Raw genomic sequence first — 22,419 nt, forward strand, 5'->3', positions numbered from 1 at the left:
CGCTCACCGCTGCCATCGAACACATAGTCGGTGGAGTAATGCACCAGCCAGGCACCCAAGGCTTCCGCTTCTTTGGCTATCGCAACCACGCTGGTCGCGTTGAGCAGCTCGGCAAACTCCCGCTCGCTTTCGGCCTTGTCGACTGCGGTGTGGGCTGCGGCATTGACAATCACGTCCGGCTTGACCAGACGTACCGTGTCGGCCACCCCGGCCGGGTTGCTGAAATCACCGCAATAATCGGTCGAGTCAAAATCGACGGCCGTGATACGCCCGAGCGGCGCCAGTGCGCGTTGCAGCTCCCAGCCTACCTGACCGTTTTTGCCAAACAGCAAAATATGCATCAGGCACGCTCCCCGTAATTCTGCTCAATCCAGGATTGATAGGAGCCACTCTTCACGTTGTTGACCCACTGCTGGTTATCCAGATACCACTGTACGGTTTTGCGAATACCCGACTCGAACGTTTCTTGCGGTTGCCAAGCAAGCTCACTGCTCATCTTGCTGGCATCGATGGCATAGCGGCGATCGTGGCCGGGGCGATCCGCCACATAGGTGATTTGATCACGATAAGAGCCCGCTTTGGGCACCATCTCGTCCAGCAGATCGCAGATGGTGTGTACCACCTCCAGATTCTGCTTCTCGTTATGACCGCCGATGTTGTAGGTCTCACCGACCACGCCTGTGGTCAACACCTTGTAGAGCGCACGCGCGTGATCTTCCACATAGAGCCAGTCACGGATCTGGTCGCCCTTGCCATAGACCGGCAGCGGCTTGCCATCCAGCGCGTTAAGAATGACCAGCGGGATCAGCTTCTCGGGGAAGTGGTAGGGACCGTAGTTATTGGAGCAGTTGGTGACGATGGTGGGCAGGCCGTAGGTGCGGCGCCAGGCACGCACCAGATGATCACTGGAAGCCTTGGAGGCAGAATAAGGGCTGCTGGGGGCGTAGGGTGTGGTCTCGGTAAAGAGCGGCAATGACTCACCGGCAGCCACTTCATCCGGATGGGGCAGATCCCCATACACCTCATCGGTGGAGATATGGTGGAAGCGGAAGGCCGCCTTGCGCTGATCATGAAGACCATTCCAGTAAGCGCGTGCCGCTTCCAGCAACATATAGGTGCCGACGATATTGGTCTCGATAAAGTCAGCCGGCCCTGTAATGGAGCGATCAACATGGCTCTCGGCGGCCAGGTGCATCACCGCATCCGGCTGGTGCAGAGCAAACACCCGATCCAGCTCGGCACGGTTGCAGATATCCACCTGCTCAAACGCATAACGCTCGCTTGTCGATACATCGGCCAGGGATTCCAGATTGCCGGCATAGGTGAGTTTATCGAGATTGATAACAGAATCTTGGGTATCACGGATGATATGGCGCACCACGGCAGAGCCGATAAAGCCGGCACCGCCGGTCACGAGGATTTTCATAGATATGTATCTCTTGCGAGGCGTTGATGTGACATCGGATAGGGGCTGGCTGTTCACTGCTGCACTGTTGAAACACCTAAATAGACGGCAATTTAACCATCTCAAACAGCAACAAAACACTGAGTGAACATTATTCACACAAATCACCAAATAACCCCAAGGCTACCGCCCCTGGGTTACAGCTCCCACCATGCTGCTTTTGACCTGATTGTGTTTGCTGTTGGTCATCATGTCCTCCAGCATTTTTCTGTATTGATTGTGTTTGGCAAAGACATACAAGGCTCAAGACCAAAAAGGTCAATGTCCGACGACTCACCACTTACCAGCCCGATAAGACGCAGATTCTATCTCGTTTCCTACAAACCTGCACCGCAAAAGTCGTTCGCCAACTACCATAGATAAGGATTCGATAAGGGGCGACGGAAGAGCGAATAACTCCTCATACACATCTGGGCGCAGCCAGATAATCAAGACCAAGTTACCGTTTTTACAACAAAAAAATAGAGCGACATTCCAAGTCGCTCTATTTATTACTCACTCATACCTGATTTATTTGTCTTATTGTGATCTGCCCCCAGAACTCAAGGGGTCACTTTGCTCAGTCACCTTTTGACTCAACTGCTGCAACCATGCGCGCCTCTTTGCTCTGGTGGCTGGTGAAGTAGCGCATCACCAGCACGAAGAAGAGCGGAACGAAGAAGATGGCCAGCACGGTGGCACTGATCATTCCCCCCATTACGCCGGTACCGATGGCGTTACGGCTGCTGGCACCGGCACCGGAGCTGATCACCAGCGGCAATACCCCGAGGATAAAGGCGAGCGAAGTCATCAGGATCGGACGCAGGCGCAGGCGCGCCGCCTCCACTACGGCTTCACCCAGTCCCATCCCCTTGTCATAGAGCTCTTTGGCAAATTCCACGATCAGAATCGCGTTCTTCGCCGACAAGCCTATGGTGGTGAGCAGGCCTACCTGGAAGTAGACGTCGTTCTCCAGCCCACGCAGGGTGGCGGCCACAATGGCTCCCAGTACCCCGAGAGGCACCACTAGCATCACCGAGAACGGAATGCTCCAGCTCTCGTAGAGGGCCGCCAGACAGAGGAACACCACCAGCAAGGAGATGGCGTAGAGCGCTGGCGCCTGTGAACCGGCCTGACGCTCCTGGAAGGAGAGCCCGGTCCACTCGATGCCCACCCCTTCCGGCAGCTGTTTCACCATCTGTTCGATGGCAGCCATTGCATCACCGGTACTCTTGCCGGGCGCAGCTTCACCGACGATCTCCATCGCTGGCACACCGTTGTAACGCTCAAGACGCGGCGAGCCGAAGCTCCACTCGGTGCTGGCAAAGGCGGAGAAGGGCACCATCTGACCGGCGCTGTTGCGCACATACCAGAGTTTCAGATCTTCCGGGTTCATCCGGAAGGGGGCATCCGCCTGCATATAGACCTTCTTGACCCGGCCACGGTCCACGAAGTCATTGACGTAGGAGGAACCCCAGGCAGTAGCCAGGGTGTTGTTGATATCCGCGATGGAGAGCCCCTGCGCCAGCGCCTTCTCGTAGTCGATCTTGATATCGAGTTGCGGCGTATCTTCCATCCCGTTCGGGCGTACCCGCACCAGTGTGGGATCCTGCGCCGCCATACCGAGCAGCTGATTACGCGCCGCCATCAGCTTGTCGTGACCGATACCGCCACGATCCTGCAGGAAGAAGTCAAAACCGGTCGCCGTCCCCAATTCAGGAATAGATGGCAAGTTGAAGGCGAACACTTGCGCCTCCTTGATGCTGAACAGATAGCCCATGGCGCGACCGATAATGGCGTTGGCACTGCGATCAGGACTCTTGCGTTCGCTCCAGTCCCTGAGTTTGATAAACGCCATACCGGTATTTTGACCGCTACCGGCAAAACTGAAGCCCGATACAGTCAATACGGCATCCACGTTATCCTTCTCGTTGTCCAGGAAGTAGTCACGCATCTGGGCCAGCACCACCTCGGTGCGCTGCTTGGTAGCTCCGACCGGCAGTTGCACCATGGACATGATGACCCCCTGATCCTCTTCCGGCAGGAAGGAGGTGGGCATCCGCATAAAGAGCACTGCCAGCACCGCCAGCATGGCGCCGTAGATAATGCTGTAACGCACGCCCTGCTTGATCACCTTGCGCACACCGCGCTGATAGCGCTGGGTACCGGCATCAAAGGCGCGGTTGAACCAGCCAAAGAAGCCACGCTGGGCGCCAAACTCGCCGTGTTTCATCGGCTTGAGCAGAGTGGCACAGAGGGCCGGGGTCAGGATCAACGCCACCAGCACCGACAGCACCATTGCCGAGACGATGGTCAGCGAGAACTGGCGATAGATGGCACCAGTCGAGCCTCCGAAGAAGGCCATCGGCACGAACACGGCGGAGAGCACCAACGCGATCCCCACCAACGCGCCGGTGATCTGGGTCATCGACTTGCGGGTCGCTTCCAGCGGGGAGAGATCCTCCTCGCTCATCAGCCGCTCCACGTTCTCAACTACCACGATGGCGTCATCCACCAGCAACCCGATAGCCAGCACCATACCAAACATGGTGAGGGTGTTGATGGAGAAGCCGAACGCCGCCATCACCCCGAAGGTACCGAGCAGTACCACAGGCACCGCAATGGTCGGGATCAGGGTGGCGCGGAAGTTCTGCAGGAACAGATACATGACGCAGAACACCAGGAAGATCGCCTCGATCAGGGTCTGCACCACCTCCTCGATGGAGATCTTCACAAACGGCGTGGTGTCGTAGGGGTAGACGATCTCCATGTTGGCCGGGAAGTAATCCGACAGCTCATTGAGCTTGGCACGAACCTTCTCGGCGGTATCCAGCGCGTTGGCGCCGGTAGCCAGCTTGATGGCGACCGCGGCGGTAGACTGACCGTTGTAGAGCGCATCTGCGTCATAGCTTTCGCCCGCCAGCTCGACCCGGGCCACGTCTTTGAGCCGTACCTTGGAGCCATCCTGATTCACCCGCAGCAGGATGTCGTTGAACTGCTCCACGGTAGAGAGACGGGTCTGCCCCATGATGGTGGCGGTGAACTGCTGATCTTCCACCGACGGAGTACCACCCAGCTTGCCGAACGCTACCTGGGCGTTCTGCGCCTTGATGGCCGCCTGCACATCCCCCGGGGTCATCTGCACCCGGTTGAGCTTGTTGGGATCGAGCCAGACCCGCATGGAGTACTGGCTGCCGAACAAGGTGATATCCCCTACCCCGTCCAGACGACTCAGGGGCTCCTTGATGTTGGAGACCACATAGTCCGCCAGATCGTCGTTGTTCATCGAGCCATCGTTGGAGATGAACGCCGCGACCATCAGGAAGCTGCTGGAGGTCTTCTGTACCCGAACCCCTTGCTGCTGCACCTCTTGCGGCAGCAGCGACATCGCTTGCTGCAGCTTGTTCTGCACCTGCACCTGGGCGATGTCGGGATCGGTCCCCGGCTGGAAGGTGAGGGTCACCGACACCCGTCCCGCAGAGTCAGACTGGGAAGACATGTAGAGCAGGTGATCCAGCCCGGTCATGTTCTGTTCGATGATCTGGGTGACCGAGTCTTCCACCGTTTTGGCAGAGGCCCCCGGATAGCTGGCGGAAATACCGACCGCGGGCGGCGCAATGCTCGGATACTGGGCGACCGGCAATTTGATGATGGCCAGGCTGCCCGCCAGCATGATCACCAGCGCGATCACCCAGGCAAAAATGGGTCTGTCTATAAAAAATCGAGCCATGAGGCGACTACTCCATCCTACTTGTTGGCCGGGGTGTTGGACGCAGCTTGAGCAGACTGTGCATCAGCACCCTGCTCGGCGGGATTGACCACGGCGCCCGGTCGCACTTTCTGCAAGCCAGCCACGATCACCCGCTCGCCGGAGGTGAGCCCTGACTCCACCACCCAGTTGCTGCCGACGACACGGCTCAGCTGCACGTTGCGCAGCTCCACCTTGTTGTCAGCGGTTACCACCATCACGGTGGCGCCGCCATTGGGGGTGCGAGTCACCGCAGTTTGCGGCACCAGCAGTCCTTGTGCCCGCTCTCCCTCTTGCAGGGTGGCGCGCATAAACATGCCGGGCAGCAGCAGCTGGTGAGGGTTGGGCACAATCACCCGCAGGGTCACCATGCCGGAGGTCTCATCCACGGTCACATCGGAGAACTGCAGCGAGCCCTCTTCGCCATAGGTGCTGCCATCTTCCAGCTGGAAGGTCACCCTGGCTCCCTTCTGCTCGTCTTGGGTCAACTTGCCCTCGGCGACCAGTCGCTTGAGGCGCAGCAGATCGGCGGTGGATTGACGCACATCCACATACATGGGATCGAGCTGCTGGATGGCGGTCAGGCTGTCAGCCTGCTGGGCTGTCACCAGCGCCCCCTCGGTCACCGCGGATTTACCGATGCGGCCACTGATGGGGGCGGTGATGCGGGTGTAACCGAGATTGATCTCTGCAGTGCGCAAGGCCGCCTTGCTCGCCATGATCTCGGCCTTGGCCTGCTTCCAGCTGGCGTCGGCGTCGTCATAGTCCTGACGGCTAATGGATTTGACCTTTAGCAGCTCCTGATAGCGCTGTGCCTTGAGACGGGCACTCTGCTCGTTGGCCTCTGCCTTGGCCAGATTGGCCTTGGCGCTGGCAACCGCCGCCTGATAGACAGCCGGATCGATCTGATAGAGCAGGTCGCCCGCCTTCACATCGCTCCCCTCGGTAAAGAGGCGCTTGAGGATGATGCCGCTCACCTGCGGACGCACTTCGGCCACCCGCAACGGGGCGCTGCGGCCGGTCAACTCGGTGGTCAACATCAACGGGCCGCTCTGCAGGGTCACCACGTTGACCGCCGCGGGGGGCATGCCGCCCTGTCCCTGGGGTGCGCCCCCCTTGTCACCACAACCTGCCAGCAAGCCTGTAGCCAGCAAGGCAAGACCAACTGAACGAGCAAGAATATGTTTATGCATGAAACACCTTAGCCTTTGCCAGTCAATGAACAATCAGGGCCACATGGGCCCTGTTGGTAAATAGTCGAAAGATGAGGCAATATACATACATTCATAAATGTATGTAAGTGACTTTTTGCTTGCATGAGGCACAAATTTCGATGGCCAGACGAACCAAAGAAGAGGCGCAGCAAACCCGCTGCCACATCATGAGCACGGCGCTGGATCTGTTCTGCTCTCAGGGCCTGGCCAAGACCAGCCTGACCGACATCGCCAGGGCGGCAGACCTTACCCGCGGGGCCATCTATTGGCACTTCAAGAACAAGGATGAACTCTTCATTTCGCTCTGGGAGGAACTCTGCAGCCCCCTCGCCCACCAGCTCGATGCCTGCCTCAACCCAGATGAGCCCGATCCGCTGGGACAACTGCGCCTCTTCTTCGAAGGGGTGCTCCAAAGCTTCATTCACAATCCGGCCCAGCGGCAGATGTTCACCATACTGTTCAATCTCGAATCGCTGGAGGGGGAAGCCATTTCCCTGCGCGAGCATATCCGCAGCGAGTCAGCCAACTTTTTCCGGGACCTGGAGACCACCCTGGCCAACGCGGTACGCCGGGGGCAGCTGCCTGCCAACCTCAACCTGCAGCGTGCAGCCACCCTGCTCCACTGTACCCTGGATGGCTACATCATAAACTGGCTCCACTTTCCGGAGCGGATCGACCTGCAGAGCGAATCAGCCTTCCTGATAGAGAGCATGTTTACCATGCTGGCCCACCCCCACGGACCTGCCTGCGGCCGCTAACAGGCTCCGGCAACGTCCTCACATCCAAATCGGGGACTGACCGCGCGTTTTGGCAGTCAGGCCCCGATTTGTTACCCTGTGCGCCCCCTGCTTGAGGTAACCCCTGTGCCACACTCTGACGCCATCCCCGCTTCCCGGCCATTTAACGACCAGCACGCCCACGTTCGAACTGCCTTTGTGGCGCACCTCAAACCCAGCGCTCACCTGCTCAATGGTCAGTGCGGTATGGGGGAGGATCTGTGCTGGCTGCGTGCAGAAGGGTATGTGGTCACCGCCTGTGAAGCGGTACTGGCTGACGCCAAAGTCGCCTCGCAGCAATCCGGGCAAGCTGTGCGGGTCTGCCCGCTGGCGAAGATGCACTCGGTGCTCCCTTACGATGGGATCTGGCTGAGCCGCCCGCTTGATAGCGACGTGGCCACTCTTGTCCCCCTGTTGCAACAGCTGGCGACCCTGCTCAAAGCGGGCGCTCCGCTCTGTTTCCCCCTACAGCCAAGCGGCGAAATGAGCCACGACCAGCAGCTCCCGCATCTTCAGCAAATCGTCACCTCATCCGGGGTAGCGCTGCAACTGGCTTCGATGGAAGCCGTATCAGCCAGCACCTCAGACTCCGCAAGTCAATATGCCAACCAGTACGTCATGTTGCTGCGCGGCGATCATCAGGCCACCTAACGGGCTAATTCATCACGGATTTTCCCATTCAATGCCAAGCCGGCTGCTAGTCGGCGATCTTGGCTATCGACAATATTTAACTCGGCATTAACGCATAAAAGGCAGACATAACACGGCTTACGTGTTAAAAAGTTCGATTAATATCAAAATTTAATAACAAAACAGACAATACAACCAACTCCGGATTTCCTTATGAAACTTGTCCTGAAACTCATTGCTGGCATCCTTGCCGGTCTCTTGCTCGGTCTCTACGCCCCTGAGTGGGTGGCGCGCGTGCTGTTTACGGCCAAGACAGTGATAGGTCAGCTGATCACCTTCACAATTCCGCTCATCATTCTGTTCTTCATCATGAGCGGCATCGCCAGCCTGCCGAAAAACTCCGGCAAGCTGCTGGGCAAAACCGTGGCCCTCTCCTACTGCTCTACCATTCTGGCGGGGCTGTTCGCCTTTACCGTGGCGAGCCACCTGATCCCGCAGTTCACCACCGCCGCCGAGCCCACCACGGCCACAGCCATCAAACTCGCCTCCTATGTCAATCTCGAGATCCCGCCGCTGTTTGGCGTGATGTCGGCACTGGCTGCCGCCTTCGTGTTCGGCATCGGCATCAGCGCCACCCAGGCCACCGATCTGCGCCGTGTCGCCGATCAGGGCCGTGACATCATCGACCGCCTGCTGGCCAAGGTGATCATCCCGCTGCTGCCGTTCTATATCGCGGGTGTCTTTGTCGAGATGACGGTAGAAGGCACCGTATTCGCCACCCTGAAAACCTTCGGCGTGGTGCTGGTGATGGCGATCCTGATGCACTGGATCTGGCTATCCGTGCTGTTCGTGGGTACCGGTCTGGCCCTTGGCCGCTCACCAGCCCAGCTCATCAAGAACATGCTGCCCGCATACTTCACCGCGCTGGGGACCATGTCGAGCGCCGCCACCATTCCGGTCGCGCTGCAGTCGAGCAAGAACAACGGGGTCAGCGACGGCATCGCCAACTTTACCGTACCGCTGTGTGCCACCATTCACCTCTGTGGCTCCACCATTACCCTGGTCACCTGCGCCACCGCGGTGATGTTCCTCTCCGAGCATCTGGCCATTCCGGGCATCGAAACCATGCTCCCCTTCATCATGATGCTGGGGGTGATCATGATCGCCGCCCCGGGCGCCCCGGGTGGTGGCGTGATGTCGGCGCTGGGCCTGCTCACCTCCATGCTCGGCTTTGGTGAAGCCTCCATCGCCCTGATGATCGCCCTCTATCTGGCGCAGGACAGCTTCGGCACCGCCTGCAACGTCACCGGTGACGGCGTGATTGCCCTGTGGGCGGATCGCTTCGCCAATGGCAGCGAGAGCGCAGCCCCCGTGGCCGAGGCCGAACAGCCGTAAGCTCGCCGGGATAGCTCGACCATCCTCTGCAAAACCGCAGGCCCGAACCATGTTCGGGCCTGCGTCGTTTCTGCCACCTTCACAGCGTTTGTACGTATTCCGCCTCCCCCTCTTTACCCCTCTCTGCCGTAAACAGCACTGGCGCTACCCTCTGCATCAGACAAAATTATTGGCATATGCTACATATGAGCGTATAAATGGCTTATGCCAATTAGGAGCCACCATGCCAAGACCCAAGATTGCCCGCCAGATCTGTGGCCGCCCCGCCAACAGCTGCTTCAAACCCAACGGCCGCCCCATGCATCAGCTGGAACAGGTCACGCTGGCCCCTGATGAGTTCGAGGCACTGCGCCTCGTCGACCTTCAAGGAATGCAGCAGCAGGAGGCCGCCCTGGTGATGGGGGTTTCCCGTCAGACCCTGGCTAATATCCTGAAAAAAGGGCGCTATAAAGTGGTGGAGTGTCTGAGTCTGGGCAAGGCATTGATGATGCAACCCGCCGAGCCCGACCACCCAACCAGTGGAGAAGAGCCGACATGAATGCTGTCACAACCATGACCACCAACCCCAGCAACAGCGCCCTGATGCTGAGTCAGGGGTTGCTGGCTGGCCACTTTACCCGTGCCGAGCAGCTGCAAATTCTTAACCCCGAAGGGAACGTTATCGCCACCCTGGCTAACCCGGCCGCCGCCGAAGGCTGCCACGGCAAGCAAGCGCTGCTCGACGCCCTCGCCCACTATCAGGTGGGTCAGGTGGTAGTGCGCAATATCGGCGAGCGGATGCTGGGTCGCCTGCTGGCGGCCAATATCCGGGTGCTGCAGTGCCGCTCTGCCCGCCTGCCGCTGCCCGCGCTGCTGGCCCCCGCCAATCTGCAACCTCTCACCGAGGCCAGTCAGGGGCGTCCGTCTCGTCGTCATCAGAGCAAGGCGACTATCCGTGCCATCCAGCCCGTCGGCGCAGGCCACAGCCATGCGAATTGTCACGGTGGTTGCAACAGTGGCGCCAATCACTGTTGCGCCAGTAGTGGCAATCAGGCAGAGAGCCCACAGCAAGGCCATACTTGTTGTCACGACAGTGAGGGCGCAGGCCAACAGGGCGGTTGCTGCCAGCATCACTGATGCCATCGCCGTGCATGTCATCATCAAGGAGAAGAGATCATGTCCATCTGGTTGTTGAGCCTGCTCGCCTCGTTCGTGCTGATCCTGGCCATGGGTACCATCATCTGGTGGCGCCAATACCAGCTTGCCCAGAAACGGGAAGATAAAGAGGTGCGCCCCTGTGGCTGCTCCAGCGCCTGCGCGGATCACCTCTATCAGATCAGTGAGCCGGCGCCCAAAAAGTAACCTGAGCGCAAACGCCATAGTCGCAGAGATAAGGTCGGCAAAATAAGGGCGCGTGGAATCGAGAGGCACATAAAAGAGAGGGGCACCTGCTGGTGCCCCCTCTCTATTTACTCCTCGCCATGCTTCAACCGCCTCTTTCCCCCCCTTACGCTCATCACACGAGCTCAACCCGGCTCGGCGCCGCTGGCCGCCACGCTCGCAGAGCAGGCCGGATCCTGATACTGCTGATAGATGGCATAAAACTCGGCCTTGTTGTGCAGGGCTGCGGCGACACAGACGGGATCAAACTGGCTGCCGGCATGCTCCTCCAGATAGGCAAACGCCGTCTCGAACGGCCAGGCCTTCTTGTAGGGGCGCTCGCTGGTCAGGGCATCAAACACATCGGCCACCGTCACGATACGCGCCGCCAGCGGGATCGCCTCCCCCGCCAGCCCCAGCGGATAGCCGGTGCCGTCAAAGCGCTCGTGATGGCTGGCGATGATATTGGTCAGCATGTCAGTGTGATGAATGCCATCGAGACCAAACTCGTTGATCATCAGGCTGATCATCTCCCGCCCCTTGCTTGGGTGGATCTTCATGATCTCGAACTCTTCCGGCGTCAGCTTGCCCGGCTTGAGCAAAATGGCATCCGGCACCGCGATCTTGCCGATGTCGTGCAGCTCGGAGAAGAGGTAGATAAACTCCACCTCCTCATCGCTCAGCCCGCAAGTCGGGGCCAGCGTCTTGGCAATCAGCCGGGAGTAGGCCGACATCCGGTGCAGATGGTTGGCGGTCTCCTCATCCCGATAACGGCTGAACTCCCGCGCCGTGGTCAGCGCGCCGCCAAGGGTCTGGATGGAGAAAAACTCCACCGCAATGATGGCCGAGAGCGCCTGGGCATAGGCCGACAGCTCGCTTCGGATCGACTCCTCGAAGTATCCCGGCTCCATGGCATCACAAAACAGAAAGCCAAACAGTTTGCTGTTAAACAGCAGCGGCTCGGTATAGCTGGAGGCATAGCCCGCCTCCAGCACCTTGCGGCTGTGCTCCGACGCAGAGCCACGCAGGGCATCCAGATTGCTGAGCACCCGGGGCTGCTTGTGCTCCGCCAGATAACTCAGGGAGGGAACATCGCTCAGCTTCACCTCATACTGCACCAGTGGCGAGGGCCCCTCGGTGCTGTGGGCAAAGGTCTTGAGCTGATCGGTATGGGGATCGTAAATCGCGATGGCCACCCGACTCAGCTTGTCAAAGCGCTGCCTGAGCGTGGCATGTACGCTCTGCATTTTTTCGCCAAATGAACTTTCCATCGCCTTCTCCAACGGGACCCCGTGATGGAAGTATAGTGACTCCCTTTGACGCTCTCCCCGCCACAACGTCAAAATTGACAGAAAAATCAACAAAGGAGCATCCCCACAACAAGCCCGTACGGCAGAGGCAATAGCCCTACCAAGGGCGCGCCATCAACGGCTGTTGGTGCGGCCCAATCTTGCCTGGTCGGAGATATTGTTCGGTTCTGCCATGCTGGCTGTATAGTTTTTGGTTAACCATTCCGGTAAAATCCGCGCCCTTAAAGAAGAGCCACCTAAGAGTGATTGAGCGATGTCCAACACAAAACAGGCCCCCAAAGTAGGATTCGTCTCCTTGGGTTGACCTAAGATCGCAAGACCAATCCACATCTAATACAGTCAGGCTTGTGCTAGCGGTATCCCATCACTTAGCGCCGGTTATAATCCAAAACAAGCTGAGGCTGGGTTAGCATTACTTTACGAGGTCCAGCGACAAATGCATCCACCGCTGCGACAAACCACGATGAGCGAAGAGCGGCGGTCTTCCGTTGGAAGACATCAAAGTTGAAGCAACTTGGCTCAAACACAACCTACAAAGATCAATATCGAATCTGTTCAGATAAGTTCAAGGTGCCGGTTAATCAATCCAAAATCAGCAACTGGTTCATACCCTTTCTCTGAAAACATCAGTGCACCTCGCCGCTGCTCTTTCAGATTTGCTATGGCCTGAAAAAAGCAACTCTCGCACAGGTGAACCTCGTAACTTTCGCCATCGTGCTGAGTTCCATAACCCCAGTGGGCACTCAATGTGCCAAACTCGATATTGCTAACAGCCCCCTCCGTTTGGCAACTCTCTTCACAAACATCACAGCGAATATCGCTGATTACCTCGACCTCTTTTTTGGTCATGATTTTCATATCCTGTTACTCCATTCATGCAGCATCTGCGAATCAACTGCATCGAGTCCGCAGGTTGACCACTCCTCTGCATTGATGATTGCGTGTGATGGTCTCTCTAACTTTGCTACTGCCGCTCTATGTGATTCACCCAAGGGCTGTAGACTGACTGTGGAATACCAAGCATTACTAATGATGCCCCTCCGAGATGAAGATCCGTATGAATTCCGACATCCCATGCCAGAGACTTGTTCAGACCTTCCTTAGCTCCTGAAGCTCCTGAGGTATCGGCCATTGCTCCTTAAAATCCATAAATTCGGCAACAAACGAAGCCATAACACCCTTAACAAATTCATCATATGTGGATTGATTAATAGTGACATGTAAGAATGACTCCACTCTCAGAGAATCTCCTACTGCGGCTAAGAAATCCGCGTTTTGAAAAATTAGTGTCACGGTGCTACTTTTTTGATTCTGACTCAAAACGATCTGTTGATTGGACATTTTCCACCCTCAAATGATGCTTATATGCAGTGTCATTATAGGCGTGTACTCATAGCCGTGTACAGTGTGCCGTATAATGTAGACCATATCTCCTCTTGTGAGGAGATAACATGGATTCTGACGAGTTTGATCTTGCGGTGCTCGCAACTGCATTCGGTAAAAATGTACGGGAACTGCGGTCTGCACGCGGTATGCAACAGGAAAAACTTGCGCTAATTGCTGGTATAGATCGTGGTCACATGGGAAAAATCGAACGTGGGGAGACTAGGGTAACCTTGGAAAAAGTTTATCTGATCGCCAAAGCTCTTGGGGTCTCGCCTGCATCATTGCTGCCATAACCATAGCTGTTACTCTAACCAAATATTGCACGTTCCAGCATGGGGGGATTTTCTCGCTTGTCTAGGAGCCATAGCACAACGCATCCATCGACTTGAAGGTCAGATGGAGTCCGACGGGATCTGATTGTTCTGGGATTCAACGGGTGCAAGAAAACGATCTGGTTGTGACAACCTGCGACAGGCGCAGCAGAGAAGAGTTTGCATTGGTAAAACAATCATACTCTGCAAAAGCACGTTTTTTATTTCCGCCCAACATGGGCGAATATAGCCATATTTTATTGATACTATGTTTTCTATTTTCTATTTTCTATTTTCTATTTTCTATTTTCTATTTTCTATTTTCTATTTTCTATTTTCTATTTTCTATTTTCTGTCAGATCATAGAAAAACCATTACCAAGTGATGGTGCATTGATTTTCAAGCTAACTTAATGAATTTTAATTCATCAACACCAACTCACCGATTGAATAAAAATAAGGTGTGGGTTTGTAAAACTGGTCTCTCTTCGCTGCGCAGCAGCGGAATGTTGAAATGGAAAAAATTTATTTATAGCTCTCATAATTAGTAAATGGACAGTTTTCCAATTTTTTCAAGTGGGGGGATGTGAAAAAATCTTCAAAATCAATCTGATTGATCAAATTTCAATCTATTATGCTAGTTTTAGCATATAAGCCAGCCGACTTATTACTTATTGACAAACCCCATGCTCAATCCGCCCTACAAGCTCGACAACAGCCTGGACTCCCATCTGTGTAGTCAACAACGTGGCTGGAGCCACGCCACCGAGCCCCCAGGCTGTGCGGTTTAACCATGACACAGCCTTGATGGCATCGTTCCTGTGGAAGAGGAGTACCACATCGAGGGCCTGTGCAACTCCGTATACCCTAGCACCCTGCGATATTGATAGGGGAACCTCAATCCGAAGCTTTCGGGCCAGTGCACTCCGGCTAATACCAGCCCATTGGCAAACCGTCCCCACATCCGTCTTCATCAATTCAGCGAGCCGATAGAGTATGTCCGGTGATACGCCAGCCACGATCCATAGATGTGCTCCTAGTGGGTCACGAGGAATACCAAGAGCTTCTAGGAGAAAGTTCGCAGTAGCTGCTTGATAGGTTGCATAGGGCATCATGTAGCATTCCTCATTATACAAACACGACCTCTCATGAGCTATCCTACCCCAAACTGTCGTTTTCAGTAGAAGATTAGCAACAAAATGCCCCTGCATTGAGGAGGGCTGATGACCGAGTTGGTCTGTACTGAATCAGGTTTAGGCATTGAACTTGGATAGGGAGATAATAAGAATAATATGCTTCCATACTCTAGTTTGTGTGGAGAGAAATATTTCTTATCATCGACTCATTCTGTGAGCCAATGATATTGTCCTATCGGCTCATTTCGTGAGCCGAACAAGATCCTTCATCGGCTCATCTGGTGAGGTGGTCTCAACGCTCACTACCACTTGGATTTAATTTTTAGCTACATAGTTTCATAGCAGATTGGAGCTAGGCCAATAAGTAGATCCAAACGCAATTTAGCTCACGAATTTTAAATGATGCTTTTTCGAATCATCTTGGTGCCAAAAACAGTGGAGCTGATGCTGGGATTGAGAGATAATTTTCCTGATATAAAAATGTGATACATGAGGATAAAAATGAACGATTTTTTGAAAACACTGATGAATATTCGTAGTCTGCGAGCTGCGTTGCGTGAGTTGTCATTTGAGCAGTTGGTCGAAGTTAAAGAGAAATTGGATGAGGTTTTTGCTGAGCGTGAGCAGCAAGAAAACAAAATCAAAGCCGAATCTGCCGAGCGCCTGCAAAAGCTGGCTGAGTTTACCGAGATGCTGAGAGACGCTGGCATCGATCCGAGTGAGCTTGTTGGCACAGCGGCTCCGGCGAAGGCTGACGGTTCAGCTAAAGTGAAACGTGCTCCTCGTCCTGCAAAATACAAGTACATTGAGGATGGTCAGGAGAAGACATGGACTGGCCAGGGCCGCATGCCCAAGGCCATCGCAGAAGCAGTTGCGGCTGGAAAAGCACTGGATGACTTCTTGATCTAATGCTGAGAGCCCATGCCTGCTCGGCGTGGGCCTTTAATTCTATCTGTAGTAGGAGCACCGTATGGGGAGGACATTGGAGGATATGATTTCATCCGAATCACCCGAGGTTGTCCAGAGAGCCAAGGCGCTGGCCGAAGAGCAACTGGTACGTCTCAGTGTGACCAAACTGCTTTCAAATCTCGGGACGGGTGATGTTCCTGCAATAGATCCCGATGTTCTCGATAGTTTGTTATCACTCAAAAGATTAGTTGAGAGCCATGACTGTCGGTTAAGTCTATTCGTTCATATGCCTGACGGCACTCATCATGGCGTCAACGTTTAACTAAAGAACTTCATTGGTACGTTCAGTCGCAGGTCTCATCTACCAGATGAAATTAACACCCCATGGCGATGCTTTTTCAAACTCCCTCGGTGTGCAAGCGGATCTGATAGCGTGTATTGCGTCCGCCACCAGGTAATTTCTCAATGCACCCCCTATCTAACAGTTGCGCAAGATGGCGTGTAGCCGTGGGCTTACTAACTCCGGCGACTTTTTGATATTGACTGGCACTGATGCCATTTTCAAAACCCTGTTCGCCGCCATCCAGTAAACGATTCAGCACTTTGGTTTGCTCTGGACTCAGAGCGTCATTACAGTGCCGCAACCAGAAAAATGTCTTGGCGAGAGAACGATCAATAACCTGTAATGCCAGCTCTATGGCGTAATCCAGTGTGTCGAGGAACCAACAGATCCAGGAGGTAATATCTAGCGGGCCCCTCTGCGCTGACTCAAGCGCCCGATAGTAGTGATCCCGCCGTTCGAGAATTGCAACTGACATGGCATACAGCCGGATACTTTGGCTGTCAGCCTGTGACAGCGCGAGATCGGTCAATGCCCGCGTGAGCCGCCCATTACCATCATCAACGGGATGCAGGGTCACGAACCAGAAATGGATGATTGCCGCACGAAGAAGGGGATCCATCGTGGGGTCATGCCGAGTCTGGTTAAACCAGGGGATGAACTCGGCCAGTTGATCGTCCAGTGTTGCTCTGGGCGGTGCCTCAAAATGCACGGTGGGGCGATCAACACGCCCAGAGACAACCTGCATCGGCTCATCTCCTCGCAACTGCCCTACGTTCACTGGCTGCACCGACCATTCGTTGGCGGGGAACAGCCAACGATGCCATTGGTAAAGCCGCTCAATCGTCAATGGCTGTCCATGATTGTCGATGGCGTCCAGCATCATGGCCGCGAGCCCCTCTGAGCGATCTGACACGGGATAGGACGGAGTTTCTGATCCCCCTAACCGCCTAGCCAAGGAGGAACGCACGGATTGGGCATTGAGACGCTCACCCTCAATAGCGGATGAGGAGATGATGTTAGCCAGTAACGTATCCAACGTTTGGTCGGAGTTCCCCAATCTGGAATGACTACCTATTAGCATTCCCAGCCTGCGTTGAGCATGCCGTAATCTGGGCAATATCTCGCTATCCCGCCAACGAAAATGGGGCCAATCTGCTTGTTGCCAAATCCAAAATGATTCCACTATTTCCTCATCCAACATGCTAGGGTCTCAATAATGAGCCGACCCAGCCCATCATTCAGCTCAATGTTTGAGCCGAATATAACACATGCAGCACACTATCAGAGCAAGTAATGAGGATGCAGCTCTAGCCCGCAGAGCTTCAACATAACTACATATCTGGAATGACGTGCAATACGCATTTCATAAGCTTTTCTAGCCTCATTCATCGCCGATATATGTTGGCCTGTGCCCGCTCATACTGCACGGTGAGTAGTTCTACCAAGGCAGGTGACCCGTGGAGAAAAGACCAAAGAGTAACAGTAACTTGGAGCAGGGTTAGCTGTTATCAGAACAGTTCATTTTGGCAACAGCGCCGTAGAGTAGCCGTTACAGTGTTCTTTTTACGCTCCCCATTGAAGTGAGCACAGAATCCCCGCATATTGTGTACGGTTCTAATGGAGGCTCCATGAACGACTCTAACAAGCAATTCAAAATCCTGTCTTTGAACGGTGGAGGGGTGCGTGGTCTCTTCTCAATTACCATTTTAGCGGAACTAGAACGGGTTCTGGCTGAGCGCAACAACAATCCTGATTTGGCCATCGGTAATTACTTCGACATGATCACCGGGGCTTCCATCGGCGGAATAATTGCCATTGCTTTGGCTGATGGTCAGAAAGCTAGAGACTTGCAGGGCAAGTTTCACAAAGCAGCTCCAGATATTTTCCCTCGCCAGAGTTGGGTGCCCAATTGTGTTCGAAACATATACCAGCTAGGTAAGCTGTTGCTGAGCCCCCTCTATAAGGCTAACAACCTGGAAAAAGCAGTGACTGAGATCGTGGGAACCGGCAAGACGGTCAGATCGCTAAAACGACGCCTGCTCATCCCAACGGTCAACCTGAGCACAGGTCGCCCTTTGTTCATCAAAACCTGTCATAACTCCCTGTTCACCCGAGATGATCAATTCACCTTGGTTGATGTAGCCATGGCTACATCTGCTGCCCCCACCTACTTCCTACCTCACTATATCGAGTGGCAGAGTGCGTATTTTGCCGATGGAGGCTTACTAGCAAACAATCCATCATTCGTCGCCTATCATGAAGCGCTGAATTATCTGGATGATGAGGAGTTTAAGGGTATAACAGCAAACGATATCAAAATTCTTAATATTGGAACCCTCTCCAACGATTTTTGTATCAATCCCAATAACATCTCTAGGTGGTTCCCTGGGTATTTTGGCCTTTGGGGCGGTGGAAAGGCACTCATTGAGACAGTCATGTCCTCCTCGCAGAAAATGCACGGGTTCATGGCCGGTAAGGCACTAAATCGAGAAGGCATGCCCCCTTGCTATTTCTCGCTTGATGAAACCGTGCCTGATCAACAAGCTCGAGTCATCTCGTTAGACAATGCGAGCGAAGAGTCACTGAAAGCACTTGTCGCGTGGGGCAAATCTGTAGCAACCACAGCTACTGGCAAAAAAGCACTTATCGAGACTTTCTTTAGCACGGAGGCTCCAGCCTTCATTCACCCCACCGACCGTAAGGAAGCGTCAGAATGAAATGGTCAGCACATCTATATCTTACCAATACCAATGACGGTCTCATGAAAAGACTGGAGCCTACCAGCACCGACAAGGCTTCTCTCGAGAAACTTAAGGACACGATCAGAATTCGGACAAAGGGTGTATTCACAGAAGCAAAAGATGTCGTCAAAATGCTGGCCAGCCGTTCTCGGAGCTCAACGAACATCCAACTCGTAGAAAGTGCAATTAGGAAAACCAACCTGCGCTATCTTGACAATGCAGATGTCCAGCGAGTTGTGAAACTGCTCTTGGATATGAGTGATGACGCACGCGGAGCATTCTTGAATACAGAGCCAAGATTTTGGGTTCAAGGAAGTTACAAGTACAAAACACTGAACAAGCCATATCATAAACCTCCGCAGCAGATGGACATTGATGATGGTACATACATGCCTATGGATATGTTCAAAGAGCAACCGTTAGTCGGCCATGAGCTTCTTCTCCTACTTGTAGATGCATCGCTAGCATCTTTGGCAGAAGAAAACTACAACTGGAAAGCATTAAAGAAGCCTACTTGTGGACGTATTGTCATCGAAGATAGAAATGTGCATGTAGATGTGCCCATGTATGCAATCCCAAGAGATCAGTTTGAAACTCGAGAAGTGGCATTGAACTCTGTCGCAGGGATGGATTCACTGAATGAAAGTGTTCTCAGTAAGTCAGCCACTCGAAAGCTTGATGAAAATTGTGTTTACTTGGCTGTCAGAGGAAAGGATAAGTGGATTAAGTCAGATCCAGAAATCGTTGCGCGTTGGTTCAGGAGCGCAGTAGCGCGACATGGTGACCCTATGCGGCAGGTCTGTCGATACCTGAAGGCTTGGCGAGATGTGCAGTGGAAATCTCCTGAATTATCCTCCATAGCTCTTATGAAATGCGTCGTTGACACCTTTGATAATACACCTATGCCTGACACAAAAGATCATGGTGAACTTTTGTTAAAAGTAACAGAACAGTTGGCCACCAAGTTAAGGGATGGAGTGGAAAGTCCAGATGCCTCAGATGAAGGTCGCTTGTTGTTTCCCAAGGAAAAGATGGATGATAATACGGTTCAGAGCATTATCTCGAAAGCAGAGACTCTGCACGAAGAACTTAATCGAGCACTGAATAGGCTCTCAACAAAGAACGAAGTACTGAAAACTCTAAATGGACTTTTTGGTGACAGTGTTGTAAACGAAGAGCTTATCAAGCCTTGGGTTGCCATACCTGCATACCAACAACAACGACAACCTCAACGACAAAGCCAAATGACCGATTCAATGACGAGTGGTTGATAGTGACTATCCATAACTTGTTATTACATAGCGGCTTTCGATATGTCGAGAGTCGCAACATCACCGGCCTACCAATTTCTCTACCGAGAGAGTGTCCAGCCTATATAAAAGCCTACCAAACACATGCAGGTGAATTCATTATTGCTGTAGTTAGGCCAAGAGAAGACCTTAGTCGCTTGCCGGAAACGTACGTTATCAGTCGCCCTGCTAACTTAATCGGTATGGCCTTACCTCACATAAGCAGTTTCCAAAGATTATGTTTGGTGAACCAGGACACTGCCGATTGGGATCCCCAACACCCACCTGCTGTAATTGCCATGTTAAACAGCCTGATCCAGCAAGCATTGGACAATGCTGTAACAGCTGGCCATCAACGGCAAGAGGAATTTCAAACCGAGTTTGTGAACTACTGGAATGGGGTTGTAGATGCTTACATTTATGGTGATGCAGGCAAGCTGTCAGGTACAAAATTCTCATACAAGTCGCTGAAAGTGACAACCTCAGCAGATGGACAAACAGACAAAGAATATGTTGTCTTCCACAACGCTGGGCAAAGGGATGACTGGTTTAGGTTACGAGGAGAAAAACCGGCTGTGGGGATTGATGGCGACGTGACCGTTGTCAGAGTTAACAACACTGCGATAGCACCAAGTAAATGGCCGCCTCAATCACTCAGGGAAGTCTTTGATTGGTTAAAATCTGCGGACCTCCCTGCTCATGACTCACTGGCCAATGGAATACTCACCAGGCTCACCAAGAGCAGGCAAATGGTGTTGTTCGATATTTCGAACGAAGGCATCATTGGCTTTGAAGTCTGCTTCAGTCAAGCCACCCAGACGATCCTGAAACACCGTACAACAGAACGAGCCAAATCTAGGGGAGGTAAACACAAACTAAAGCTCGGCTCTACCCTTCCTATGCTCAGATCAAAATCTGCAACGACCGCATTCTCTCGCTTAAATGTGAGCTCGATAAGCGACCAAGAGCTTCAACGGCGCAACAGACCTGTTTTCCTTGATCTTGAGAACAAGCAAATCTTGATAATTGGCTGCGGCACCATTGGAGGCTTTGCTGCTCAGCTGCTTGCCAAGGTAGGAGCAGGGCGTGGCAATACCGGTCGGCTAGTTCTCTGTGACAGTGACATTCTGTCTCCAGGCAATCTGAGTCGGCATGCTCTCCCAGCCACTTATATCGGTTGGAATAAAGCTGAGGCCCTAAGTAAGCTAATAAAGCGTGACTCTTTGGGCAATCCAAGAATAGATGTCAAACCTTATCGTTTAGAAATGAATGAAGATAATATTCGTGGCTATGATATTGTGATCGATGCTACTGGTCACGCCCCAACAGGTAAAATGCTCAGTTATTTGGCTCGAGCCTCTACCCAACGTCCTCCCTTCATCATCCACGGCTACAATGATGCTTATGGTCAAGCGTCTGTTGTTATGATCGACGATGGAAAAGCCTGTTATGAATGTGCCAAACGTCTCGAGACCCTCAAGGAGGTCGATAGGCCTGTAGCTCCTCATCGAGTTTCCTGCGGCAGCATTTTCACACCCTATGATGCTAGCGTCAGCACAATTACTGCCGCACTAATTCAAGAAGCTGTACTGAATACTCTTCAGGACAGACTTCCCTGGACTTATGCTCAACACTCGACAGGTAATGCCATTCATCATAAACGTCGAAAGCTTCGTAAATTTGGAGAATGTAGTGTTTGTTCCTGATGTCAAGGCTGAGCTAACCTTGAGTAATCGAGCTGGTGGACTAATCATCGTTGAGACTGCGGTACTTCATATTTTAAATCGATATCGGCAGTTACATCACGGTCAACCTGAGCAAGGAGGTGTATTTATTGGAGAAATTCGGCCACCTCATATAATAATAACTCACGTTACAGAACCTAGCTCCTACGACCAAGCATCACGTTTTGGTTTTGTTCGTAAAAAACAACACCATCAAGTTATGGTTGATCAACTTTGGCACACATCCGGAGGCTATCTTACTTATATTGGTGAGTGGCACACCCATCCTGAATCGAATCCTTTGCCCTCTGCCACTGACGTATCTAGTTGGCGTAAAGGCTTACCTAAAAACAGTGCATCCATAGTAGCGATCATTGGTCAAAAGACTGACTGGTGGGGCTACTGTGAGAATGGTCACTGTGAAGCATTGAAGAAAATATATTAATTTGAAAGATGCAGTGATACCGGAAATTTAATGTCATAAATATTAAGATGCATCAGGGGATGGGTAACTTTAGCCATTCCCCATATTTACCTTACCATGCACAGCTCAAAAGATGTTGGAAGCAGCTATAGGGTAGATTCATATGCCATATGGTTAGCATCATGGTGTAAATATATGGTATTGCTTGTCTTATCAGGATAACTTAGTAAGTTGACATATCAACCATTGGTAATGGTCAAAATCCTTTCAACCAACTGACA

At 53.2% G+C, this 22,419-nt stretch carries 21 protein-coding genes and 2 pseudogenes; 12 read left to right on the top strand and 11 right to left on the bottom strand.

From position 1 onward, the window contains the following. The 4 genes from G5154_RS05770 to G5154_RS05785 form a co-directional block, all read right to left on the bottom strand. The coding region (locus tag G5154_RS05770) for a sugar nucleotide-binding protein (RefSeq protein ID WP_421250511.1) at positions 1-341 on the bottom strand (341 nt) is incomplete at its 3' end. Beyond that, positions 341-1,426 (bottom strand): dTDP-glucose 4,6-dehydratase, encoded by a 1,086-nt coding sequence (gene rfbB, locus G5154_RS05775; protein ID WP_216979012.1) that lies wholly within the window; start codon positions 1,424-1,426, stop codon positions 341-343. The genes G5154_RS05770 and rfbB, both read right to left, overlap by 1 nt. A 598-nt stretch (positions 1,427-2,024) precedes the next feature. After that, positions 2,025-5,174 carry an efflux RND transporter permease subunit gene (locus G5154_RS05780; RefSeq protein WP_421250512.1) on the bottom strand — a complete coding sequence of 1,050 codons (3,150 nt, stop codon included), beginning with the start codon at positions 5,172-5,174 and terminating at the stop codon, positions 2,025-2,027. Positions 5,175-5,191: 17 nt separating this feature from the next. Next, positions 5,192-6,385, bottom strand: coding sequence for an efflux RND transporter periplasmic adaptor subunit (locus G5154_RS05785; RefSeq protein WP_421250513.1), 1,194 nt, complete (start codon positions 6,383-6,385; stop codon positions 5,192-5,194). A 140-nt stretch (positions 6,386-6,525) separates the two neighbouring features. Between G5154_RS05785 and G5154_RS05790 the strand changes: the two genes are divergently transcribed. The 6 genes from G5154_RS05790 to G5154_RS05815 all read left to right on the top strand — a co-directional run bounded on the left by G5154_RS05790 (position 6,526) and on the right by G5154_RS05815 (position 10,548). After that, positions 6,526-7,164: a TetR family transcriptional regulator gene (locus G5154_RS05790; RefSeq protein ID WP_421250514.1), complete on the top strand. Its 639-nt coding sequence runs from the start codon at positions 6,526-6,528 to the stop codon at positions 7,162-7,164. Positions 7,165-7,269: 105 nt separating this feature from the next. Then, the gene (locus G5154_RS05795) at positions 7,270-7,833 is read left to right on the top strand and encodes a hypothetical protein (RefSeq protein WP_421250515.1); all 564 of its coding nucleotides are present in this window, start codon (positions 7,270-7,272) and stop codon (positions 7,831-7,833) included. A gap of 192 nt (positions 7,834-8,025) precedes the next feature. After that, positions 8,026-9,207, top strand: coding sequence for a dicarboxylate/amino acid:cation symporter (locus G5154_RS05800; protein WP_421250516.1), 1,182 nt, complete (start codon positions 8,026-8,028; stop codon positions 9,205-9,207). A gap of 223 nt (positions 9,208-9,430) precedes the next feature. Continuing rightward, positions 9,431-9,745, top strand: a complete 315-nt coding sequence (locus G5154_RS05805) for a DUF134 domain-containing protein (protein WP_005338107.1) — start codon at positions 9,431-9,433, stop codon at positions 9,743-9,745. Then, positions 9,742-10,323: a NifB/NifX family molybdenum-iron cluster-binding protein gene (locus G5154_RS05810; RefSeq protein WP_421250517.1), complete on the top strand. Its 582-nt coding sequence runs from the start codon at positions 9,742-9,744 to the stop codon at positions 10,321-10,323. The genes G5154_RS05805 and G5154_RS05810 overlap by 4 nt, the downstream gene beginning before the upstream one ends. 39 nt (positions 10,324-10,362) lie before the next feature. After that, entirely contained in the window at positions 10,363-10,548 is a 186-nt protein-coding gene (locus G5154_RS05815) for a hypothetical protein (protein WP_005350263.1), read from the top strand. Between the two features lie 164 nt (positions 10,549-10,712). Here G5154_RS05815 and G5154_RS05820 read toward each other — a convergent pair whose 3' ends face one another. The 4 genes and pseudogenes from G5154_RS05820 to G5154_RS05835 form a co-directional block, all read right to left on the bottom strand. Then, the gene (locus tag G5154_RS05820; protein WP_421250518.1) at positions 10,713-11,837 is read right to left on the bottom strand and encodes an HD-GYP domain-containing protein; all 1,125 of its coding nucleotides are present in this window, start codon (positions 11,835-11,837) and stop codon (positions 10,713-10,715) included. A gap of 594 nt (positions 11,838-12,431) precedes the next feature. Then, on the bottom strand, positions 12,432-12,734 hold the full coding sequence (locus tag G5154_RS05825) for a hypothetical protein (protein ID WP_042878961.1): 303 nt from the start codon (positions 12,732-12,734) through the stop codon (positions 12,432-12,434). A 42-nt stretch (positions 12,735-12,776) separates the two neighbouring features. Then, positions 12,777-12,885: pseudogene (locus G5154_RS05830) on the bottom strand (IS630 family transposase); the annotation flags it as partial. 80 nt (positions 12,886-12,965) lie between these two features. Next, complete coding sequence (locus G5154_RS05835) at positions 12,966-13,217, bottom strand: hypothetical protein (protein WP_017778755.1); 252 nt, start codon at positions 13,215-13,217, stop codon at positions 12,966-12,968. A gap of 110 nt (positions 13,218-13,327) precedes the next feature. Here G5154_RS05835 and G5154_RS05840 point away from each other — a divergent pair, with 110 nt between their 5' ends. Continuing rightward, positions 13,328-13,555, top strand: coding sequence for a helix-turn-helix domain-containing protein (locus tag G5154_RS05840; protein WP_042019791.1), 228 nt, complete (start codon positions 13,328-13,330; stop codon positions 13,553-13,555). Positions 13,556-14,243: 688 nt separating this feature from the next. Here the strand turns inward: G5154_RS05840 and G5154_RS05845 are convergent. Further along, positions 14,244-14,783 (bottom strand): antitoxin Xre/MbcA/ParS toxin-binding domain-containing protein, encoded by a 540-nt coding sequence (locus G5154_RS05845; protein ID WP_082186744.1) that lies wholly within the window; start codon positions 14,781-14,783, stop codon positions 14,244-14,246. Between the two features lie 426 nt (positions 14,784-15,209). Between G5154_RS05845 and G5154_RS05850 the strand changes: the two genes are divergently transcribed. Next, positions 15,210-15,617: an H-NS family nucleoid-associated regulatory protein gene (locus G5154_RS05850; protein ID WP_324038835.1), complete on the top strand. Its 408-nt coding sequence runs from the start codon at positions 15,210-15,212 to the stop codon at positions 15,615-15,617. Between the two features lie 398 nt (positions 15,618-16,015). Here the strand turns inward: G5154_RS05850 and G5154_RS05855 are convergent, their stop codons facing one another. Together G5154_RS05855 and G5154_RS05860 are read right to left on the bottom strand one after the other, a co-directional pair. Further along, entirely contained in the window at positions 16,016-16,843 is an 828-nt protein-coding gene (locus G5154_RS05855) for a Fic family protein (RefSeq protein ID WP_266141042.1), read from the bottom strand. Positions 16,844-16,909: 66 nt separating this feature from the next. Continuing rightward, positions 16,910-17,161, bottom strand: a pseudogene (locus G5154_RS05860) (DUF4172 domain-containing protein); the annotation flags it as partial. Between the two features lie 427 nt (positions 17,162-17,588). On the opposite strand from G5154_RS05860, the gene G5154_RS05865 reads away from it, so the two are divergent. Genes G5154_RS05865 through G5154_RS05880 form a run of 4 tightly spaced genes read left to right on the top strand, consistent with a single transcriptional unit; the run spans position 17,589 to position 22,159 of the window. Next, on the top strand, positions 17,589-18,677 hold the full coding sequence (locus G5154_RS05865) for a CBASS cGAMP-activated phospholipase (RefSeq protein WP_042024858.1): 1,089 nt from the start codon (positions 17,589-17,591) through the stop codon (positions 18,675-18,677). Further along, positions 18,674-19,972 (top strand): CBASS cGAMP synthase, encoded by a 1,299-nt coding sequence (locus G5154_RS05870; protein WP_042024857.1) that lies wholly within the window; start codon positions 18,674-18,676, stop codon positions 19,970-19,972. The genes G5154_RS05865 and G5154_RS05870 overlap by 4 nt, the downstream gene beginning before the upstream one ends. Before the next feature lie 2 nt (positions 19,973-19,974). Next, on the top strand, positions 19,975-21,696 hold the full coding sequence (locus G5154_RS05875; RefSeq protein ID WP_421263901.1) for a ThiF family adenylyltransferase: 1,722 nt from the start codon (positions 19,975-19,977) through the stop codon (positions 21,694-21,696). Continuing rightward, positions 21,683-22,159, top strand: a complete 477-nt coding sequence (locus G5154_RS05880) for a Mov34/MPN/PAD-1 family protein (protein ID WP_408802009.1) — start codon at positions 21,683-21,685, stop codon at positions 22,157-22,159. The genes G5154_RS05875 and G5154_RS05880 overlap by 14 nt, the downstream gene beginning before the upstream one ends. The last annotated feature ends 260 nt before the right edge of the window (positions 22,160-22,419 follow it).

Source organism: Aeromonas sp. 600527, from assembly GCF_049175415.1.
GTDB classification, from domain to species: Bacteria; Pseudomonadota; Gammaproteobacteria; order Enterobacterales; family Aeromonadaceae; genus Aeromonas; species Aeromonas veronii_A.

What these genes read in the sequence shown, in the direction of transcription:
- G5154_RS05845 (WP_082186744.1), bottom strand. Translation starts at nt 14,783, where the DNA reads ATGCAGGGGCATTTTGTTGCTAATCTTCTACTGAAAACGACAGTTTGG.
- G5154_RS05840 (WP_042019791.1), top strand. Translation starts at nt 13,328, where the DNA reads ATGGATTCTGACGAGTTTGATCTTGCGGTGCTCGCAACTGCATTCGGT.
- G5154_RS05820 (WP_421250518.1), bottom strand. Translation starts at nt 11,837, where the DNA reads ATGGAAAGTTCATTTGGCGAAAAAATGCAGAGCGTACATGCCACGCTC.
- G5154_RS05800 (WP_421250516.1), top strand. Translation starts at nt 8,026, where the DNA reads ATGAAACTTGTCCTGAAACTCATTGCTGGCATCCTTGCCGGTCTCTTG.
- G5154_RS05825 (WP_042878961.1), bottom strand. Translation starts at nt 12,734, where the DNA reads ATGAAAATCATGACCAAAAAAGAGGTCGAGGTAATCAGCGATATTCGC.
- G5154_RS05810 (WP_421250517.1), top strand. Translation starts at nt 9,742, where the DNA reads ATGAATGCTGTCACAACCATGACCACCAACCCCAGCAACAGCGCCCTG.
- G5154_RS05805 (WP_005338107.1), top strand. Translation starts at nt 9,431, where the DNA reads ATGCCAAGACCCAAGATTGCCCGCCAGATCTGTGGCCGCCCCGCCAAC.
- G5154_RS05850 (WP_324038835.1), top strand. Translation starts at nt 15,210, where the DNA reads ATGAACGATTTTTTGAAAACACTGATGAATATTCGTAGTCTGCGAGCT.
- G5154_RS05780 (WP_421250512.1), bottom strand. Translation starts at nt 5,174, where the DNA reads ATGGCTCGATTTTTTATAGACAGACCCATTTTTGCCTGGGTGATCGCG.
- G5154_RS05870 (WP_042024857.1), top strand. Translation starts at nt 18,674, where the DNA reads ATGAAATGGTCAGCACATCTATATCTTACCAATACCAATGACGGTCTC.
- G5154_RS05835 (WP_017778755.1), bottom strand. Translation starts at nt 13,217, where the DNA reads ATGTCCAATCAACAGATCGTTTTGAGTCAGAATCAAAAAAGTAGCACC.
- G5154_RS05815 (WP_005350263.1), top strand. Translation starts at nt 10,363, where the DNA reads ATGTCCATCTGGTTGTTGAGCCTGCTCGCCTCGTTCGTGCTGATCCTG.
- rfbB (WP_216979012.1), bottom strand. Translation starts at nt 1,426, where the DNA reads ATGAAAATCCTCGTGACCGGCGGTGCCGGCTTTATCGGCTCTGCCGTG.
- G5154_RS05865 (WP_042024858.1), top strand. Translation starts at nt 17,589, where the DNA reads ATGAACGACTCTAACAAGCAATTCAAAATCCTGTCTTTGAACGGTGGA.
- G5154_RS05785 (WP_421250513.1), bottom strand. Translation starts at nt 6,385, where the DNA reads ATGCATAAACATATTCTTGCTCGTTCAGTTGGTCTTGCCTTGCTGGCT.
- G5154_RS05790 (WP_421250514.1), top strand. Translation starts at nt 6,526, where the DNA reads ATGGCCAGACGAACCAAAGAAGAGGCGCAGCAAACCCGCTGCCACATC.
- G5154_RS05855 (WP_266141042.1), bottom strand. Translation starts at nt 16,843, where the DNA reads ATGATGCTGGACGCCATCGACAATCATGGACAGCCATTGACGATTGAG.